Here is a 17,839-nt window from a genome sequence, read left to right as displayed (position 1 = left end):
TAGATGACTAGTGAAGTATTCCAAAAAGGACAACGTGCAAAAGCCGCAAGTTATATATTAAATATTAAAACAACTTGTGAGAAAAATGATGCTTTAAAAAAAATAGCTGAGCAATTATTAATCGATCAAGAGACGATTATCGCAGAAAATAGTAAGGACTTAGCAAATGGCAAAGAAAAAGGCATGCCCGCTTCTACACTTGATCGCATTATGTTAAATGAAGACCGCATTGCAGCAATGGCCGATGCCATTCATTTATTGGTAACATTAAATGACCCTGTTGGCACAATCGTTGAACGTATTGACAAAGATAACGGCTTGCGTATTGAAAAGCGCATGGTACCAATTGGTGTCATCGGCATGATTTACGAGGCACGACCAAATGTTACGGTCGATGCCGCTACATTATCGTTAAAAACAGGGAATGCGGTCATTTTACGAGGAAGCTCCTCTGCGAAGTACTCAAATATAGCGCTTGTTGCAAGTATTCACCGCGCACTGGAAAAAACATCTATCCCAGTCGATGCCGTGCAACTCATTGAAGATACAAGTCGCGAAACAGCAAAGGAATTATTCCATTTAAAAGAATACCTCGATGTATTAATTCCTCGTGGAGGTAAAGCACTTATTGATTTAGTCGTTCGTGAAGCTTCAGTGCCAGTGCTTGAAACAGGTGCAGGGAATTGCCATATTTACGTGGATCAAACTGCGGATTACATAAAAGCAGAAAGAATTTGTTTAAACGCCAAAACCCAACGCCCTTCTGTTTGCAATGCCGCTGAAAGCTTACTGATTCATCCTCAGTGGTTTAGTGAATATGGGACAATGTTGTTAAATGCTCTTCACAGTGCTGGTGTAACCATTATCGGTGATGCAACTGTTTGCCAAGCTGTCGACTTCGCCCAGCTCGCAACAGAGGATGACTTTGCAACGGAGTATTTAGATTTAAAACTAAGCGTTAAAATTGTTGAAAACGTTTTTGAGGCCATCGAACATATACATCAATATGGGACAAATCATTCGGAGGCGATTATTACAGAAGATCGACTTGTAGCCGATACATTTTTAAATAATGTCGATGCGGCTGCCGTTTATCATAATGCCTCCACACGTTTTACTGATGGCTTTGAGTTTGGCTATGGCGCTGAAATCGGCATTAGTACACAAAAATTACATGCGCGAGGACCAATGGGCTTACCTGCATTAACATCAACAAAATATTTCATTCATGGCAATGGGCAAATTCGCGAGTAACAATCTTTTACAAATAGCTAAAACCGACAGTATCCTACACTGTCGGTTTCTTTCCAAAAAACGTTTTAGAAAGAAGGTTTGATATGCAAGCTTCAGCCATTATAAAATTGACTTTATCCATGGCCATTTTTGGTTCCATCGGTTTTTTCACCATCCATACAGGTGTCCCTGCGATTGAGCTCGTCTTTATCCGTTGTATTTGCGCTACCCTCTTTCTCGGTTTTTTGTGGCTTATGACAGGTGGCCATAAAACGGAAGTATGGGACAAAAAAGAAATAGCACGCACCCTTCTATGTGGCGTCTTTATCGTCTTAAACTGGGTCTTTTTATTTAAAGCGTTTGAAGAAATGTCGATTTCAATTGCCATTTCCATTTATAATTTAGCACCGATCTTTGTCCTTGTTTTAGGTGCCCTGTTTTTAAAGGAAAAAATGACTGTTCAAGCCCTTATCGCCACATTGACTTGTTTTATTGGTAGTATTTTTATCATCGGTTTACATAATTTTATTACATTGTCTGAATTTATGCAGTCCGGCTTTATATGGGCACTGCTCTCTGCTTTGTTTTATGCTTTGACGATGTTAACGAGTCGAACGATAACAAATTTAAGTTCCTATGCTTTAACATTCATTCAAACGGCTGTTGGTATCGTCATGCTTTTACCTTTTGTTGATTTTTCCCTATTTGAAGGATTAACAACGACGAATTGGCTCTATATTTTAGGTACAGGCTTTATTCATACTGGATTCGTTTATTTTTTATTTTTCGATAGTATTCGCAATCTATCTACGATGCTAGTGTCCGTTTTAGTATTTGTTGATCCTGTTGTCGCCATTCTTTTAGATATGCTATTGCTTGATTTCATGCCTAGCATTATGCAAACCGTGGGCATTGTCTTCATTTTCGGCGGGATTTTTTATACGATTTACATTCCAAAACAAGCGAAAAAGGAGGTATAGTATGCGCAAACTGTATGCCATTGGTGAGTTATTAATTGATTTTACCCCTACCGGTCAAGGTGGGTCGCTTCATGCAGTCGAACAGTTCACGAAACATGCTGGTGGTGCACCTGCTAATGTGGCAGCTGTCAGTGCTAAATTAGGTCACTCTGCTGCCTTACTGTCTCAAGTAGGTCAAGATGCATTCGGAGACTTTTTAATCGAAACTGTAAAACAAGCGGGCGTTGATACTCAATATATTGCGCAAACAACGGAAGGTGAAACAAGCCTCGCCTTTGTTTCTTTGACTGCCGATGGAGAGCGTGATTTTCTGTTTTACAGAAGAAATGCAGCCGATTTACTATATCGGCCAGCACAATTGCCAGCTAACTTACTTACAGCTCATGACATCCTCCACTTTTGTTCGGTGAACTTAGTAGACAGTCCGATGAAACAAACGCATGAGGCAATGATTGCACAAGCTCATCAGGCAGGGTGCCTTGTATCTTTTGATCCGAATGTGAGACTCCCTCTGTGGCATGATGCTGATGCGTGCCGACAAACCATTTTGCAGTTTTTACCGAGTGCGCATATTGTGAAACTTTCAGATGAGGAACTATTGTTTTTAACCCATATGAAAGATGAACAGCAAGCGGTTGAATCTTTATTACAAGGGAAGGTCCAAGTAATTTTCGTAACCCATGGAGCACAAGGAGCAAGTCTTTATACAAAGCAACAACATGTAAAAGTTTCTGCAGATGTGGTCCAAGCCATCGATACGACAGGTGCAGGTGATGCCTTTATCGGAGCCATTTTAAGTATGTTGTTGCAGAAGAACATTACGATAGAGGGCATCGAAGCCTTTTGCGAAACATTTGCTACTCCCCTCCTTTCCTTTGCCAATCGCTATGCTGGTGCATCTACAACAAAACATGGGGCCATTCGATCCTATCCAACTCTACAGGAAATACCCTTTTCTTTTTAAACAAAAAGACTCCATTTTGAGCTAATCAAAATGGAGTTTGTTTTATAGATTTTCTTCATAATCCATACATATTCGATCTTTTAAAAATGTACCTACTAATTGGCTAACACGAACATGGTCAGGATGTATTTGATATTGTTAGATGCTAATGGATTGGTGATAACCTGTAGTGAGATAATCCCGTCGATTTTCTTCGTTAAACTTTCTAACTCCGTTTTCACAATTTGTGCATTCGTTACTTGTTGCTCATCATTAAATTCCTCTTTATGATTCCACATGACGATATGTCTAATCATGTCCATATCCCTCCCATAGACCTTTATAATAATCATATAGAATACTAGATATTTTAACAATTTTTTATTTTTCGAACAATTTCTTTATATTCTTTCGTCTAAGATTAAAAGACAAGTAAGGTGGTCGTAATATGGAACAGCTAGTGGAGGAATATGGTGAATACCTATTCCATCTAAGCTATTTATATATGAAGGACAAGCAACTCGCAGAGGAAATTACGCAGGATGTTTTTTTAACTTTCGCAATAAAGGGCGATGCTTTTCGCCACGATGCATCACTGAAAACTTATTTAACGAGAATTTTAATTAATCGCTGTCACGATGAATTGCGTAAACAAAAACGCAGAAACGTGCTGCAGTTTTTAATACCCTTTTGGACAAATGAAAAATCTGCCGAACAGGAAGTCATGCGTCAGCAACAATTTCTTTCATTAAAACAGGAAGTGATGAAGTTACCGATACACTATCGGGAAGTCATTGTTTTGTTTTATTACGAGGACTTTGAAGTATCAGAAATTGCCGATTTGCTGCATCTTTCTCAAAATACTGTACGCACAAGATTACGGAGAGGAAAAGAATTACTTAAATCAAAATTATCAGCACAGCCGGAGGTGTTTTTCTTTGAATAATTTAAAAGAGCAACTAAAGCGAGAGCTTCGTGCTGACGCTCCATTTACTGAGGATATGAAACAACGAATGCTCGTCCCTAACCGACCTGTAAATAAACGCATCAAAAAACAATATTGGCAATTCCCCTTAATTGTGCTGACTTTTGTTTTGATTTTAGGCTTCGTATTGACATTACAATTCACACCACAAGAGTCAACTGCGGCAAAAACTGTCTCGACATTACCAACAGACCCTTATGACCTTGTCAATTTACTGCAAAAAAATGAAACGGTACTACCAATTATCGAATCCAACGATTCAGTTGTCATTGAACCTACGATTTCTTATGTAATGGGGAAACAGTGGGCATTATCTTATCTACCAATGGTGATTGATCCACAAGCAACCATTGCAGTCGGTGATTATATTGCCTACTATGATATGTACGATATCGTAGTTTCGCCAGTATTTGGCGTTGAATGCGATAAAGTACAAACATTGAATGGACAAGTCACGTTAAATGGTGAGCTACTCGCTTTGCCTGGTGCAGTGGCTCCTGTGCAATTTTCTCAATCTAAACAGCAAGAAATTTTTAACTATTATTTTGTAGACCGGACGCACACGGATACACCACAATCGAAATCCATCGATGTAGACCTTGCTCCATTGCAAAAAAATGAGTTTGCTGTTTATACCTATAATAAAGGCTCTACAGTTAAAATGATTAATGATGGCTCTCTTATAGGAAAAGTTATTGGATTTAAAAAGTTTGAGCCAACCTTTACATTAACCGAAGAGGAACAATCACTTTATCATGCATTTAAAGAAAACTATGATTTAAACGTGCTATTAGGCGTAGACCCCGTATCCATTGCAAAGATGTATGCCATAGCAGAAGCTCAACGGGATTATGCAACAAAATTAGCACTCTATACAACGCGTGATGTTCCGGAACGATCAGAAATTGTTAAGTATATGCAGGATACACAACCAATTAGAGAATATTATGCTACTGAGGAAATTCAACGACTTCTGAGTGCTTATATGTTTAATGGCATGGAAGAAGCTGAATTTGAACAGATAGATGATATCGAGGGTACTATCCAATTTATACCAGAATATGGGGATAGTTCAAAAAGAGGTGCAACCATGATTAAAAATGAGCAAGGTATTTGGCAACCGTTATTTACTAGTCCTTTTGAATAATGAATAAGGTCTTCTCAAAAATCATTTGAGAAGACCTTTTTTGTTTCAATCAAAACTGGATTATCTATTAGTTAAATTGCTTTTTCATTAAAACATGTGGAATACCTGCGTCCAAATATTCTTCCCCTGTACGTGTATAGCCGAGCTTTTCATAAAAGCCCTCCGCATAGACTTGTGCACTTAATTTCGATTTCGTTAAGCCCTTTTCTTGCGCTAACTCCTCTAACCTTTGAATTATTACTTTTCCTAGCCCATAGTTACGAAATTCTTTTAAAATACAAATTCGCTCAAGCTTACCGTAGCCATCTACCACACGTAAACGACCTGTGCCAACTGGCTGCCCGTTGTAATTAACAAGAATATGGTCACATGCCGCCTCGAGTGTATCAAATTCATCGTATTCTTCTGAAGCTGGAATTTGTTGCTCTTCGATAAATACCGCCTTGCGAATTGCAAAAGCTGTTTGCAAGTCATTGTCTGTTGTAATAAGTGTTGTGTTCATGAATAGTGCCTCCTCGTATTTAGCATGGCTAATCTATTTAGTATAGAACGTTTTTTATGGCGATGACAATAGCCGTTTTCTAGGATTTTGAACGGGGATCCAAGTAATCACGTAAAGCATTGCTTAGCATATACAATCCTAATACGAGCATCGTAATCGCTCCTCCAGGTGCAAATGTATACCAAGATGCTTTCACTAAGTAAGCCTGCGAATCTTTTAACATTCGTCCCCAGCTAGGATTGGGTGGTTGAACGCCAAGTCCTAAATAACTAAGGGCGGCTTCTGCGAGCATGGCTGTGGCGAAAGTTACTGTTGCTGCAACAATGATTTGCGAAGAAATATTCGGTAATATATGACGGAACATTATATTATAAGGCTTTACACCAATTAATTTAGCAGCGAGTACGTATTCTGCATCACGCTGTTGGACAAAACCACTGCGCGCAATTCGAGCGATGGCTGGTATTGCAATGACCCCAAGTGCTATTGCCGTATTGACCACTCCTGGTCCGAAAACTGCAACTAGCATTAATGCTAAAATAATGCCTGGGAATGCCATTAACGCATCCATAAGGCGCATAAAAATTTCATCTAGCCAGCCACCGACATAACCTGCTATCCCACCAATTAAAATACCAAAAGTAGAACCAATCAATACGGTTAATAAACCAACTGCAAAGGCTGTTTGTGTCCCCTTCATCATCCGACTAAAAATATCTCGTCCAAATTCATCTGTACCAAAAAGATATTTGCTGCTTGGGCTGTGTAACTTTTCCGGTATATTCATCGCATTAACATCATGTGGCGTATAAAAGAAGCTGATGACCATCACCACTAAAAATCCGACGATGACGAGTAGACCAATGAGTAAATTTATATTTTTCATGTAACGCTGTACTATGTTCATCGCATCCACCTCTCATCGTAATCGGATTCTTGGATCTAACACAGAATATAAAATATCGACGATAAAATTAATCACAACAACGGCTACCGTAATATACATCACAATGCCTTGCACTAAAGGGAAATCACGATTACTAATCGCTGTAATCAATAGCTGACCAATACCAGGCAACGAAAATACTTGCTCAACAATAATAGTGCCTGCCACCACTTCTGCCATAATCAAGCCAAAAACCGTCAAAATCGGAATCATCGCATTTTTTAACACGTGCTTGTACATAACATTACTTTCAGACATCCCTTTACTGCGAATTGTTCGTACATAATCGAGCTGCATTTGCTCTAGAATAGACGTTCGCACGTAACGGAAGTTGACAGCAATTTGCGGTATCGCAATGGTTAACGCCGGCAGAACAAGCGTACTTAATGCACCTGACACACTTTGTGTCCACGGGATATAGCCACTAATTTTGAAAAAACTAAACTGCATGCCCACATATAAAATAAGCATCATACCGAGCCAAAAGGACGGGACGGCCATGCCAATTTGCGTCAATGTCGATAACGACACATCACTTAGCTTATTTTGACGTCTCGCTGCAAACATGCCGAGTGGCAATGAAACAACTAAAACAATGGTTAGTGTAAGAACAGCTAGTGACATGGTGACAGGCAATCTAGCAAACAATAAATCTTTTACAGGCATGGAAAATCGAAGTGAATTGCCTAAATCTCCTGTTAATAATCCCTTCATCCAATCAGTGTATTGTTCATAAAGGGGGCGGTCTAAACCAAGCTCAGACCGCAAATTTTCTATTTGTGTAGGATCTGCTTCTGTTCCTAACATTGTGCGGACAGGATCCCCAGGTAAAATTTGAAAAACACCAAATGTAATGATTGACACTAGAAGAATCGTTGTTATTAACAGGATGAATCGACGTATAATATACATCATGTGCACTCATCTCTTTCTAGTTTGAGAATTTTACCTCTGACATATCGTGGAACCAGAATGGATAGCTTTTCAGACCTGTCACTTGCTTGTCTGAACCCCAAACGATTTGGTAATCTGCCACATAAACGGACACTGCTTGTTCAGCTAAAATTTCCTGTGCTCGTTGGTAGTAGGCAATTTGCTTTGTCGTATCGGTTTCTTTTAACACATCTGCCATGATTTTGTCGTATTCCTCATTCTTAAATAAGAAGAAATTCTCACCGTCATTTGTCGAGATATAGTCATTTAGTATTTCATAGGCAGAGGCACGACCTGTTAAATCAATCGTTGTCATATTATAATCGCGCCCAAAGTACACACGATCAAGCCAAATTCCCCATTCCACCACTTCAATTTCTACATCTACACCTATTTCCTTCAAATTAGCTGCAACGATTTGCGCTATATTTGAATAGATTTCGTTATGGGAAGACACGGTGATTTTTGTTTTAAAGCCATCTGGGTAACCCGCTTCTGCTAATAATGCCTTGGCCTTTTCCACATCTTGCTTATACATGTTCTCTAAACCTTTCTTTTGATAGTCCCCCATCGCTGGACTCATGTTCGAGCCAAGTGGTACAGCATAGCCAGCAAAAACGGAATCAATAATATCGGCTTTACTGATGGCATAGTTCATGGCCTGACGCACTTTGACATTATCAAACGGTGCTTTCGTTTCATTAAACGTGACAATTAAAGAAGAGTTATTATTTTGATGTGATAAATGATGACTATCTTCGACCTCATTTACACGTTGCCAAGGTACACTTGTTAAATCAACTTCATTCGCCATTAAGCTCATAATGGCTGCTTGATCATCCGATTGGAACGTAAAAGTTACTTGATCCAAGTAAGGCAAGCCTTGTTTCCAATAGCTATCATTCTTTTTCAATACTAGATTAGAGCCTGGAGCATATTTGACATACGCGAATGGGCCCGTTCCTATTGGATTTTCATTATGCTTCCCATCATTACTTTTCGGAACAATCGCTGATTGGCGAGCAGTTAGTGAATAGAGGAAATTGGAATTTGGTTCTTTTAACTTAATAACAAAAGTTGTTGCATCTGGTGCTTCAGTGGACGCTACATTATCAAAGTTATTGGACATTTTTTCGCCACCATTTTTGCCCATTAAACGATCAAACGAATATTGAATATCTTCTACTGTTAACGCCTCACCGTTATGAAATTTCACACCTGAACGGATTTTAAATGTATAAGTTAAACCATCTTCTGAAATTTCATAGCTTTCTGCCAGCCCTTCTTTTAAGGAACCATCTGTTTCGGGTGCCATCAACCCTTCAAAAATATTAAGTATCATCTGATAAGAAATGGACGCTGTCGCTTTATGTGGATCTAAAAAATCTGGATCATCATTAATACGGACAACAATTTCTTGCGGTGTATTAGTTGTAACTGGCGCATTTGTCGGTACTGTATTTGTATCTTTTTTGTCCTTATCATTGGAACACGCGCTAATCATCAACCCTACAAGCAATAACAACAATAGTAAAAACCATTTTCGAATCGGCTTCACAGCATTTCTCCCCCTTATGCTTTCATTTGTTGAATACTTGAATAGCTTTCTACACCATCTAATTTAGTAGCAGCTTTTACACCGGCAAGTATGGCTTCCTCGACGACTTTCGTTGCTAAATGCCCAAGATAATCTACTGGATACGTTTGATGGCCTGTGCCTAAAACAAAAATCGTATCGCCATCGAGCATTGTATGGACAGGATATATCGTACGAGCTAATGCATTTTGTGCTAGTTGCGCGATCTTTTTTGCTTCTGCCTTTGTTAACTTTGCGTTCATAGCGACAACGCCAATTGTCGTATTCGTGCCAGCCAGTGCCTGCGAATGTCCATGCTCTTCTAAATATGCACAGCTATCAAGCCAATGCCCCGTTTGTGTGTGACGGGCTCCCGCTAAAATTGCTCTTGTAGTAGGCTCCTTAATATCACCTACTGCATTGACGGCAACAATGGCACCTGCTACAAGTCCCTCTTTACCTTTAAGTGAACTCGTGCCTAATCCACCTTTCATACAAAATTGTGGGCCCGCTAATTTCCCTACTGTTGCACCATATCCCGCACCTATATTGCCGTTTGCAAAAACACCCTTTGTTGCATTTGCCGCTGCTTCATAGCCCATTTGAGCAGTCGGTCTTGCATGCGGATCACCGATAAATAAGTCAAATAATACTGCACTTGGCACAATCGGTATTTTGGCTATTCCTGCATCTACTCCTACACCTTGCGCTTCTAAGTAATGCATCACACCTGTTGCCGCATCCAAACCAAATGCACTGCCACCTGCTAAACAAATGCCGTGGACTTGCTGAATTTCATTGATTGGGTCCAGTGCATCCGTTTCACGGGTACCCGGTGCAGAACCTCGCACATCGACGCCACATACTGCACCATGTTCAACTAAAACAACCGTACAGCCTGTTATGCCTTCTTTATTTTCGGCATGCCCTACTTTTACACCCGGCACGTCGGTAATATTGCCAAACATAAACACACCTCCTTTTAGATTGAAAATTCAGATTATTATTCATATAAAAAGCATGCGACTTGCTGCTCAGCATTTTGATGTTGCAGTGCAGGTCGTTCGATACGACATTGCTCCATAGCAAAAGGACAGCGAGTATGGAACACACAGCCTATCGGTGGATTCATCGGACTTGGTAGTTCCCCCTGTAATGGCACGACTTGCTTTGGTTTATCAAAATTAACTACAGGTATGGCAGATAATAATGCTTGTGTATACGGATGGAGAGGGTTTGCATATAACGCTGTTTTTGTACCTAATTCCACGATTCTTCCTAAATACAGCACGGCAACACGATCACTAATATGTTTAACAACACTTAAATCATGTGAAATGAATAAATACGTCAACTGAAATTCATCCTGCAAATCCATCATTAAATTTAACACTTGTGATTGTATCGACACATCTAAAGCAGATACTGGCTCATCCGCAATAATAAACTCCGGATTAATGGCAAGTGCTCTGGCGATGCCAATTCGTTGTCGTTGCCCACCCGAGAATTCATGGGGATATTTGTGCATGGCATCTTCAGGCAAACCAACCTTTTGTAATAGTTCTTTGACCCGCTTTGTACGCTGTTCTTTTGATAACGTCCATTGTAATGCCATCGGTTCTTCGATAATGCTCCCTATCCGCATACGTGGGTTTAACGAGGCAAACGGGTCTTGAAAAATCATTTGCATGTCGTTGCGATAGGTTTGTAAATGGCGGCCGTTTAAATGATGAATCGCTTGTCCCTTATATAGGATTTCACCCGCTGTCGGTTCAATCAGCTTTAAAATCGTGCGCCCAAACGTTGATTTTCCTGAGCCTGATTCCCCTACAATGCCTAGTGTCTCTCCTCGGTAGATGTCAATCGAGATATCATCAACAGCCTTGACGACTTTTTTCTCTTCCTTCATTGACTTACGTTTCACAGGAAAATAGGCTTTTAAATGATGAATTTCAAGTAACACTTCTCTGTCCGTCATGTCCAAGTGCTCCTTCCTCCGTGAATAAATGACACTTTACGCTATGATTAGGTTGGATGAACCTAGTCTCCGGTGTTTTTTGATGACAGTGTGCCATGACAAATGGACAACGTGGTGCAAACCGACAGCCATCGGGCAATGCATAGGCAGGTGGCACAGTACCAGGGATTGAAGGCAACCGAGTCATCTCTGTTTCAAGACTTGGCATTGTTTTTAATAAGGCAGCTGTATACGGATGTTTAGGCTGAAGAAAAAGCGCTCGAACAGGCGCTTCCTCGATAATTTGCCCAGCATACATCACCATCACACGGTCCGCCGTTTCAGCAACAACACTCATATCATGTGTAATAAACAAAATGGCTGACTGCTGTTCTTCTTTCATTTTCATCATTAACTTTAAGATTTGCGCCTGTACCGTAACATCCAGTGCCGTTGTCGGCTCATCTGCGATTAATAACTGAGGATTATTGGACATCGCGATGGCAATCATAACACGCTGACGCATGCCACCCGATAATTGATGCGGATATTCTGCAATAACTTTTTCTGCATTGGCAATGCCTACTTCTTTTAAAAGTTGGAGTGACATTTCTCTTGCTTGTTTTTTGGAAACTTTTTGATGCCTACGGATCGCTTCGATCATTTGATTACCAATGGTAAAAACAGGATCCAGTGATGTCATTGGCTCTTGAAATATCATGCTGATTTCATTGCCTCGTATCATGCTCATCTCTTTATTTTTATAATGCAATAGATTTTTCCCATTTAATGTGATATTTCCTGCAGCAATTTCTCCAGGAGGCATTGGAAGTAAGCGCATAATCGACAGCGATGTGATACTCTTGCCACTGCCGGATTCCCCTACAAGTGCTACCGTTTCACCTTTATGAATCACGAAACTGACATCATCGACGACTTTTGCTTTTTTCCCATTTTTTAATTGAAACTGGACGTTTAAATGGTTTACCTCCAACAATACTTGCTTGTCTTTTGCTTGTTCCACATGCTCCCCCCTGTTCACGTTCACTCTGGTGTCGCATAGCGTATCGCAATATTTTTCATTTGCGTATAATTTCTTAAAGCAACAAAGCCTTTTTCACGACCAATACCACTTTTTTTATAACCACCAAATGGCATTTGAATGCCACCTGCCGCACCGTAATTATTAATGAACACTTGTCCAGCTTTCACACGACTTGCTACATAATGAGCCGTGTCTAAATTTTTCGACCAAATGCCTGCGACTAATCCATAATCCGTTCCATTTGCTAATTCAATCGCTTCCTCTATTGTAGTGAACGTCAATATTGTTAACACCGGCCCGAAAATTTCCTCTTGTGCGAGGGCAGCGTTCGCATCAACGCCATCGACAATTGTCGGTTGGATATAATAGCCTTTTTCATAGCCTTTAATCGTGATGGTTTCGCCACCAGTGATGACAAAGCCCTGTTTTTTTGCCTGTTGCAGTAAGGTCGAAATCTTTACATATTGTCGTTCATTTAGTAGCGGCCCCATATCGACATCCGCTTCACCAGGACCGACTTTCAATGTTTGAAACTTCTTAACGAGTAGTGCAACAAAAGCTTCTTTCGCATGTTCTTCAATAAGCAAGCGTGCACCAGCTGAACAAGTTTGCCCTGCATTTTGGATAATGGCACGCACTACCCCTTCTAATGCCTGTTCCATTGGTGCATCTGCAAAGACAATATTCGGAGACTTACCACCAAGCTCTAATGTAACCGGTACGATGTTTTGGGCTGCCGCTTTCATGACGTCCATACCTGTAGGAACAGAGCCTGTAAACGTAATATGATCAATATCAGGGTGTGTCGTTAAATACGGCCCTACCTCTCGACCTAACCCCGTTATATGTTGGAAAATTCCACTTGGCAATTTCCCGGCAAACCATTTTGCCATCGCATGCGTCGTCAAAGGTGTATCTTCAGCACTTTTCACAATGACTGCGTTCCCTGTGGCAATGGCTGCCGCAACGCTTCTTGCAGTGATTTGCAGCGGATAGTTCCAAGGCACAATATGAACAGTCACCCCTACCGGTTCCAATACGACCGCATTTAATATGCCGTCCTCAATTGGAATCGTGTCACCCATAATTTTGTCCGCTGCACCACCATAAAACTCAAAGTAACGAGCTGCCGCTTCGACATCTGCCCGTGCCTGTGTTAAAGGTTTTCCTACATCACGACATTCAAGCAAACTCCATTCTTCAGCGTGCATGCGAATATAATGTGCTAATTCGATGAGCAGCTGACCACGTTCAAACGCTTTTACTTGGCGCCACTGTGCACTTTCAAAGGCGCTACGAGCTGCGCGCACCGCTTCATCAACCTGTGCCTCACTTGCACTCTTTAATTGCGCAAGTACTTGACCTGTCGATGGATTGACAACATCAATGAGGCCTTGACTGTCACCTTGCACCCACTTACCATTTATAAGCATCGGAATCAATTGCATCGTACCCCTCCTATAAGCCACGTCCACCGTCAACATGTAATGTTGTGCCTGTCACCATGCTTGCTGCATCTGAAATTAGGTAGTTTACGGCCCCTGCGATATCTGTAGGATCAACTAAACGACCAAGTGGCACTGATTGTAGAAAAACATTGTGCTTTGTTTGCTCTGCATCAGCACCATCTGCTGTAAACTGTGATAGCATTTGCGTATCTGCTGGTCCTGGATGTATCGTATTCACACGAATTTGATGGGTAGCAAGCTCAATTGCCAGCCCACGGCTAAAGCTTTCAGCCGCCCCTTTAGAAGCAATATAGGCTTGCAAACCAGGACGAGGACGCACCGCCGAAATGGATGCTATGGTCACAATCGAGCCTTTTTTTCGCGCCTTCATAAAAGGAACAACCGCTTTCGTTGTAATAAATAAACTTTTGACATTGACGTCCATCAGGCGATTCCACTCATCCATTGATACTTCCTCAATCGGCGTCGCTGCCTGCGCAATGCCAAGTGCATTGACGAGCCCATCAATCCGTCCATACTTGGCATAAACTTCGTGGAAAATCGCCTGTATATGTTCTTCCTGTAAAACATTAACCTCGTGTAGTTGTAAAGATTTTTGCGCTAGATGAGCGAGTGAGGCAACAGATAAGTCCATGCCAATGACTATATTTCCTTGCTTCAGCTGATCTTCGATAATCGCCTTCCCCATTCCTCCAGCAGCACCTGTTACAAGTACTACTTGCTGTGCAACCGCCATTTTACACACCCCTTGCCGTATGTTTTTTATTCACAAGTGCCTGACAAATCGCATCACCCATTTGCGACGTTGTAGCCTGCCCTCCAATATCCGCTGTCTTAACTGCTCCTTCTTGTAATACAGCTTCAATAGCCCTAACCACTCGTTTTTCTGCATCAGGCCTTCCAATATGGCCAAGCAATAATGCAAGCGACCAAATTTGGGCAATCGGATTGGCAATCCCTTTCCCTGCAATATCGGGTGCAGAACCATGCACCGGCTCGAACATCGACGGAAACTCCTTTTCGGGGTTTACATTGGCCGAAGGCGATAAGCCGAGCCCACCTACAATGGCCGACCCTAAATCTGATAAAATATCACCAAATAAATTCGATGCCACGACTACTTGGAAATCTTGCGGACGCTCTACAAAATAAGCGACTAATGCATCGATATAAATGGATTCCAATGTTAAAGTTGGGGTCGCTTGTGCCACAATATTTTTCGTATGCTCATCCCAAAATTTCATGGCATGAATAATCGCATTTGATTTTGTGGCACTCGTAATTTTCGATTTGCCATATTGACTGGCGTAGGAACAAGCTGCTTGTACAATTTTTTCTACGCCTAGCCGTGTCATTATCGTATTTTGAATCGCCATTTCCTGTGGTTGATGTTGATAAATATGACCACCGCTATTGGAATATTCACCTTCCGTATTTTCACGAAAAATCACCATATCGATGTCCTTACCATTTGTAAGTGGGGACGCAACTCCTTTTAGCGATTTGACCGGTCTGAAATTCACATATTGCTGAAATTGCTTGCGGATTGGCATGATAAACTCCCATACCGTCACATCATCCGGTACACGCGCATCACCAATGGCACCGAATAATATGGCATCATAACTTTTCAATATAGTGAGCGCATCTTTGGGCATCATTCGGCCATGTTGGACATAATAATCCGAACTCCAAGGAAAAATGGTTGTGTCAATTTGTAATGATGAATCGTCTCGTTGCAGATATTCGAGCACTTTTAACGCTTCAGTCATCACTTCCTTACCGATACCATCACCAGGGATAACAGCAATTTTCACCATTACGCATCACCTGCTAAAAACTTTAATGCTGCTAAACGGAAAATGGCCGTCGTTTCTGCCAGTTCTTCAATATCGACATATTCATTAATTTGATGTGGAATTTCACGATCACCCGCCCCAACCGTAACGATGGGTACACCATGGACATGAAGGAAAGTACCATCTGTTGCACCTGGCACACCATTATAAATCGGCTCTTTTTGCGTCACTTGTGCCACTGCTTCGTAAATAGCTTGTACCACTGGCTCGTCTTTCGCAGTGGCTGTTGCTGGACGATTATCAAGTACAGTTAGCTCCACTTTAAAGTCTGGATCATCTGCTTGGAGTCGTTCAATAATGGCATTGATTTTGCCTAATAATTCATCATGATCCTGTGCTGGAACAGTACGAATATCAAGCGTCGTCATACAATGATCGGGAATCACATTAATTTGCGCATCCCCTTTCACAGGTGCTCGTAAAATCGTTGGGGTAATCGATGGCCAGTTCAGCATCGGGTCACGACCTAAACGCACCTGTTCCTCTTTTTCTAATTTTTCAAGTTCTACAATCAAACGAGCCATGCGCCAATTCGGATTAATACCACTCCAAGAAATCGCACCATGTGCCATTTTGCCGAAAATATCGACCTGTAAGCGAATGGCGCCACGTTGCGCAATGCATACATTGTTTTCTTGCGGCTCACAAATAATCGCTCCGTCTACCCCATCCGCCCAGCCATTGCGAATAAAATGTTTAATGCCTAGCATCAGTCCCTCTTCATCACATGGAATACATAAAATGATCTTGCCTGTAAATTCTTCGCCATCTAGTAGCAATGATTGACAAGCGGTAATCATACATGCGAGATTGCCTTTTGTATCATTCGTCCCTCGTCCATACATACGACCATCAATAATTTCCGCACCGAACGGATCATATGTCCACGCGTCCCGATTACCCTCTGTGACAACATCTGTATGCCCTTCAAATAATAAGGTTTTCCCTGGCTTCCCCGAATCAATAATGCCAATAACATTCGGACGCCCCGGTACAACTTCTTCCACAAATGTTTCAATACCGATAGCTCGCAAATATTGCGCCACGTAATTGGCTACTTCCTGTTCATTGCCCTGTGGATCATGTTCACGATAAACACTTTCGATTCGCACAAGCTTTTGTGTTAAAGCAATAACGGTTTCCCGATCTCGTTGATACGTTGCCGATTTCTTTATAGTTGGTTCAAGCATGTATGAAGCCTCCTTTATATTAGAAAATATTTACAATCCATATTTTCATCTTGTATATTTACTAATATATTGGCTAAATTGATAATCATTCATAGAATCGTATGAAGTTTTTTGTCATTAACTTTATGGAAAAATAAGGTATACAGATGGCAATCTACACAAAAAATCGTCGCAAATAGAAAACACTCGCCCAAAACGCTGTGAGCACAACGTTTCGGGCGAGTGTTTTGTACGTTCATTATTGATTAAAGTTTTGAAAACCTACTATTTGTTTAACTCCCAGCTAATAAATAGTATTCATACGTAGTAAAGTCCATTTTATGTTTGATTTTCTTTTGGAAAAACTTCGCATTATCCTTTGTAATTTTGTAAGAGCCTGTTACTGTATGGATAGATGATAGTTGAAAAATATTTTGCAATTCCTCTAAAGAAATATCAGTCAATATTTCACTATCTTCGATTATTCTTTCTCCAGGAAAGCTCCATGCCACTTCTCGAATAACATTTTTTTCAGAAAGATAATACGGCGAGGTCATTTGCTCTACAAAAAGACGCTGCTCGCTCGCAAAGCGAAGCGCTTCTTGTTGTATACTGTTAGCACCAATATACAGATAATAGTCATCACCGAACTGGACAAAGAAATCCTCGGTAATCAGTTGACAATAAATATAATCTCTCAGCGCCATTTTACAAACAATCGGAATTTGATCAATCGTTACTAGCATATCTTCTGCCAATGGAATTGTATCAAACGATGGGTCATATAAAGGCGAAGTTTTATCAACGTTACTCAAACCATATGTCTCAAGATGAATGAGTCGTACGTTCTCAATTTGGTAAACCTCTAGAAATTTCATCACCGTATCCACATATGCTTTCTCGACCTGTAAATAGTCGTCTAACGTTAATATTTCTCCAAGAAAAGATTTTCCAATTTCTGAAGCGCTTGTCCACTCATCTCTCAAATAATGTCCTTCAGCATTTCGATAAGCAGGATTGTATTTTGTAATCCGCCATTGATAGTCGATTTCTTTACTCACAGATAGGCACCTCCAATTTAAATAAAAGTAGAGA

General features: G+C 40.8%; 18 protein-coding genes. 5 read left to right on the top strand and 13 right to left on the bottom strand.

What is annotated here, in order from left to right:
• The first annotated feature begins 3 nt into the window (after positions 1-3).
• From ACKVEV_RS03890 to ACKVEV_RS03880, 3 genes are all read left to right on the top strand, one after another.
• Positions 4-1,254, top strand: a complete 1,251-nt coding sequence (locus ACKVEV_RS03890) for a glutamate-5-semialdehyde dehydrogenase (RefSeq protein ID WP_409369090.1) — start codon at positions 4-6, stop codon at positions 1,252-1,254.
• Positions 1,255-1,337: 83 nt separating this feature from the next.
• The gene (locus tag ACKVEV_RS03885; RefSeq protein WP_409369089.1) at positions 1,338-2,213 is read left to right on the top strand and encodes a DMT family transporter; all 876 of its coding nucleotides are present in this window, start codon (positions 1,338-1,340) and stop codon (positions 2,211-2,213) included.
• A 1-nt stretch (position 2,214) separates the two neighbouring features.
• Positions 2,215-3,177, top strand: a complete 963-nt coding sequence (locus ACKVEV_RS03880; RefSeq protein WP_409369088.1) for a carbohydrate kinase family protein — start codon at positions 2,215-2,217, stop codon at positions 3,175-3,177.
• 95 nt (positions 3,178-3,272) lie between these two features.
• Here ACKVEV_RS03880 and ACKVEV_RS03875 read toward each other — a convergent pair whose 3' ends face one another.
• Entirely contained in the window at positions 3,273-3,473 is a 201-nt protein-coding gene (locus ACKVEV_RS03875; protein ID WP_409369087.1) for a hypothetical protein, read from the bottom strand.
• A gap of 131 nt (positions 3,474-3,604) precedes the next feature.
• Here ACKVEV_RS03875 and ACKVEV_RS03870 point away from each other — a divergent pair, with 131 nt between their 5' ends.
• Positions 3,605-4,102, top strand: a complete 498-nt coding sequence (locus ACKVEV_RS03870; protein ID WP_409369086.1) for a sigma-70 family RNA polymerase sigma factor — start codon at positions 3,605-3,607, stop codon at positions 4,100-4,102.
• Positions 4,095-5,288, top strand: a complete 1,194-nt coding sequence (locus ACKVEV_RS03865) for a hypothetical protein (protein WP_409369085.1) — start codon at positions 4,095-4,097, stop codon at positions 5,286-5,288. The genes ACKVEV_RS03870 and ACKVEV_RS03865 overlap by 8 nt, the downstream gene beginning before the upstream one ends.
• Positions 5,289-5,355: 67 nt before the next feature.
• On the opposite strand, the gene ACKVEV_RS03860 is transcribed toward ACKVEV_RS03865, so the two are convergent.
• The 12 genes from ACKVEV_RS03860 to ACKVEV_RS03805 all read right to left on the bottom strand — a co-directional run bounded on the left by ACKVEV_RS03860 (position 5,356) and on the right by ACKVEV_RS03805 (position 17,805).
• Entirely contained in the window at positions 5,356-5,790 is a 435-nt protein-coding gene (locus tag ACKVEV_RS03860) for a GNAT family N-acetyltransferase (RefSeq protein ID WP_409369084.1), read from the bottom strand.
• Between the two features lie 79 nt (positions 5,791-5,869).
• Positions 5,870-6,697, bottom strand: a complete 828-nt coding sequence (locus ACKVEV_RS03855; protein WP_409369083.1) for an ABC transporter permease — start codon at positions 6,695-6,697, stop codon at positions 5,870-5,872.
• A 12-nt stretch (positions 6,698-6,709) separates the two neighbouring features.
• Positions 6,710-7,651: an ABC transporter permease gene (locus ACKVEV_RS03850; protein WP_409369082.1), complete on the bottom strand. Its 942-nt coding sequence runs from the start codon at positions 7,649-7,651 to the stop codon at positions 6,710-6,712.
• 16 nt (positions 7,652-7,667) lie between these two features.
• Positions 7,668-9,173: an ABC transporter substrate-binding protein gene (locus ACKVEV_RS03845; protein WP_409370494.1), complete on the bottom strand. Its 1,506-nt coding sequence runs from the start codon at positions 9,171-9,173 to the stop codon at positions 7,668-7,670.
• Between the two features lie 68 nt (positions 9,174-9,241).
• Positions 9,242-10,213: a P1 family peptidase gene (locus ACKVEV_RS03840; protein ID WP_409369081.1), complete on the bottom strand. Its 972-nt coding sequence runs from the start codon at positions 10,211-10,213 to the stop codon at positions 9,242-9,244.
• A gap of 35 nt (positions 10,214-10,248) precedes the next feature.
• Positions 10,249-11,223, bottom strand: a complete 975-nt coding sequence (locus tag ACKVEV_RS03835; RefSeq protein WP_409369080.1) for an ABC transporter ATP-binding protein — start codon at positions 11,221-11,223, stop codon at positions 10,249-10,251.
• Positions 11,198-12,226 carry an ABC transporter ATP-binding protein gene (locus ACKVEV_RS03830; RefSeq protein WP_409369078.1) on the bottom strand — a complete coding sequence of 343 codons (1,029 nt, stop codon included), beginning with the start codon at positions 12,224-12,226 and terminating at the stop codon, positions 11,198-11,200. The genes ACKVEV_RS03835 and ACKVEV_RS03830 overlap by 26 nt, the downstream gene beginning before the upstream one ends.
• 20 nt (positions 12,227-12,246) lie before the next feature.
• On the bottom strand, positions 12,247-13,695 hold the full coding sequence (locus ACKVEV_RS03825) for an aldehyde dehydrogenase family protein (RefSeq protein ID WP_409369077.1): 1,449 nt from the start codon (positions 13,693-13,695) through the stop codon (positions 12,247-12,249).
• 10 nt (positions 13,696-13,705) lie between these two features.
• Positions 13,706-14,452 (bottom strand): SDR family NAD(P)-dependent oxidoreductase, encoded by a 747-nt coding sequence (locus ACKVEV_RS03820; RefSeq protein ID WP_409369076.1) that lies wholly within the window; start codon positions 14,450-14,452, stop codon positions 13,706-13,708.
• 1 nt (position 14,453) lies between these two features.
• Positions 14,454-15,536, bottom strand: a complete 1,083-nt coding sequence (locus tag ACKVEV_RS03815; RefSeq protein WP_409369075.1) for a tartrate dehydrogenase — start codon at positions 15,534-15,536, stop codon at positions 14,454-14,456.
• The gene (locus ACKVEV_RS03810; RefSeq protein ID WP_409369074.1) at positions 15,536-16,765 is read right to left on the bottom strand and encodes a M20 family metallopeptidase; all 1,230 of its coding nucleotides are present in this window, start codon (positions 16,763-16,765) and stop codon (positions 15,536-15,538) included. The genes ACKVEV_RS03815 and ACKVEV_RS03810 overlap by 1 nt, the downstream gene beginning before the upstream one ends.
• 272 nt (positions 16,766-17,037) lie before the next feature.
• On the bottom strand, positions 17,038-17,805 hold the full coding sequence (locus ACKVEV_RS03805) for a hypothetical protein (RefSeq protein ID WP_409369073.1): 768 nt from the start codon (positions 17,803-17,805) through the stop codon (positions 17,038-17,040).
• Between the last annotated feature and the right edge of the window lie 34 nt (positions 17,806-17,839).

The sequence above is a fragment of the Lysinibacillus sp. 38-6 genome (genome assembly GCF_046245175.1).
Taxonomy (GTDB): domain Bacteria; phylum Bacillota; class Bacilli; order Bacillales_A; family Planococcaceae; genus Lysinibacillus.
This window is presented reverse-complemented; position numbering and strand designations above follow the sequence as displayed.